General features: G+C 68.6%; 2 protein-coding genes. Both read left to right on the forward strand.

Features of this window, described 5'->3' with window-relative positions:
• Nucleotides 1-105: 105 nt before the first annotated feature.
• Nucleotides 106-738, forward strand: a complete 633-nt coding sequence (gene tagH, locus ACEN88_RS29700; RefSeq protein WP_413345480.1) for a type VI secretion system-associated FHA domain protein TagH — start codon at nt 106-108, stop codon at nt 736-738.
• Nucleotides 739-774: 36 nt separating this feature from the next.
• Nucleotides 775-2,106 (forward strand): type VI secretion system baseplate subunit TssK, encoded by a 1,332-nt coding sequence (tssK, locus tag ACEN88_RS29705; RefSeq protein ID WP_413345482.1) that lies wholly within the window; start codon nt 775-777, stop codon nt 2,104-2,106.
• Nucleotides 2,107-2,209: the final 103 nt, after the last annotated feature.

Here is a 2,209-nt window from a genome sequence, read left to right on the forward strand (position 1 = left end):
CCCCCCCCCCCCCCCCCTTTTTTTTCACCCCCCCCCCCCCCCACCCCCCCTGTCGCTCCGTCTGGTGGGCTCGTATATGTTTAAAAGACACAGCCGCCACCACCTGTGCCAGCCGCACCGCGCACCCCGGGCACCACGGCCGCGGACGACCCGGTGATCCAGGCCCTGATGCGCGGCCTGGGCCTCTCCGAACTGAACACGAAGCGCAGCGCCGAGGAGATCGCGGAACTGGCCGGCGCCATGCTGCGCGAAGCGACGGCCGGCACGATGGGCGTGCTGATGGGCCGTGCCATGACCAAGCGCGAGAGCCGCCTGGACATGACGATGATCTCGGCCGCCGCCAACAATCCGCTGAAATTCTTCCCGGACGCGGACAGCGCGCTGACGCAGATGATCAACGGGACGATGCCTGGCTATATGCAGCCGGCGCGCGCGTTCGCCAACGCGTTCGACGACCTGAAGGCGCACGAGCTGGCGATCATGGCCGGCATGCGCGCGGCGCTGGAAGGCGTGCTCGCCCGCTTCGACCCGGCCGCCATCGAGGCGCGGCTGCAGGTGCCGACCGTGATGGACAAGATGCTCGCGGCGAACCGCAAGGCCAAGATGTGGGACCGATTGGTCGAGCTGTACACGCAAATGGCCGTTGAGGCGGACAGCGATTTCCATCGCCTGTTCGGCGAAGCGTTCGGCAAGGCCTACGAGGAACAGGTCGCGCGGCTGCGCCAGGCGCGCCGCTGACCTCCCATCAACCGATACTCCAATCACTGCCAACGAATGTCCTGGAATAGTAAAGTCATCTGGTCGGAGGGCATGCTGCTGCAGCCCCAGCACCTGCAACAGCACGACCGCTACCTGCACAGCGTGATCGAACAACGCGTCGCGGGCGTGCGCGCCTACGCGTGGGGTTTCACGAAGCTGGTCATCGACGAACAACTGCTCGCCCAGGGCAAGCTCGCGTTGCTGGCGGCGAGCGCCGTGCTCCCGGACGGCACCACGCTGAACCTGCCGCAGGACGACGCGCTGCCCCAGCCGATCGACATCCCCGAGGATGCGCGCGACGCGCTGATCGTGCTGGCGCTGCCGCTGCGCCGCATGGGCATCGCGGAGACCGGCGACGATCCGGGCCCCGACAACTTCGCGCGCCACCGCCCCGTCGACTACGAGGCGATGGACAGCAATGGCCTGGACAACAGCGCGCTGATGCAGGTGGGCAGCCTGCGCCTGCGCGTGGCGCTGGAGAAGGACGTCGTCAACGCGTACACGACCCTCGGCATCGCGCGCGTGATCGAGCGCCGGCCGGACAACCGCGTCGTGCTCGATCCCGCGTATTGCCCGCCGTGCCTGGACTTCCGCGTCGCGCCGCGCCTGTCGGCCTTTGCCGATGAACTGGTCGGCCTGCTGGGCCAGCGTGCGCAGGCGCTGGCCGGACGTTTGAGCCAGCCCGGCGTCGCCGGCGCCGCCGAGATCGCGGACTTCCTGATGCTGCAGCTCCTGAACCGCAGCCTGCCGCTGTTCGGCCACCTGGCCGGCATGACGGGCCTGCATCCGGAGCGGCTGTATGCGGAACTGGCCCAGCTGGCCGGCGAACTGTCGACGTTCAGCCGGCCGGACAAGCGCGCCGCCACGTATCCCGTGTACCGTCACGACCGGCTGAACGAAAGCTTCGCGCCGCTGATCGAAGACGTGCGCGCGGCGCTGTCGCTCGTCGTCGACCCGCGCGCCGTCGCGCTCGCGCTGGAAGAGCGCCAGTTCGGCATCCGCGTGGCCGTCGTGCCGGACAAGGAATTGCTGCGCACCGCGACGTTCGTGCTCGCGGTGAACGCGCACATGCCGCCGGAAGCCGTGCGCAGCGGCTTCCCGGCCATGGTCAAGATCGGGTCGATCGAAAAGATCCGCGACCTGGTCAACCTGCAGCTGCCGGGCATCGCCCTGCGCGCGCTGCCCGTGGCGCCGCGCCAGCTGCCGTTCCACGCCGGCTACACGTATTTTGAACTCGACAAGGCGGGCGAGCACTGGACCCAGCTGCAGAACTCCGTCGGCTTCGCGATGCACATCCCGAACGAGTACCCGGGCCTGCAGATGGAGTTCTGGGCCATCCGCAAATAAGCAAATGAGCAGGAGGACCGCTTGAGCGATCCAACGAACCCCATGCAGGACCCCGACCGCACCGTGCTGGTGCCCGCACCCGGCGGGCGCCGCACGGCCCCCA

Origin of the sequence: Massilia sp. CT11-108 (assembly GCF_047302915.1) — a bacterium.
Lineage (GTDB): Bacteria > Pseudomonadota > Gammaproteobacteria > Burkholderiales > Burkholderiaceae_D > Telluria > Telluria orientalis.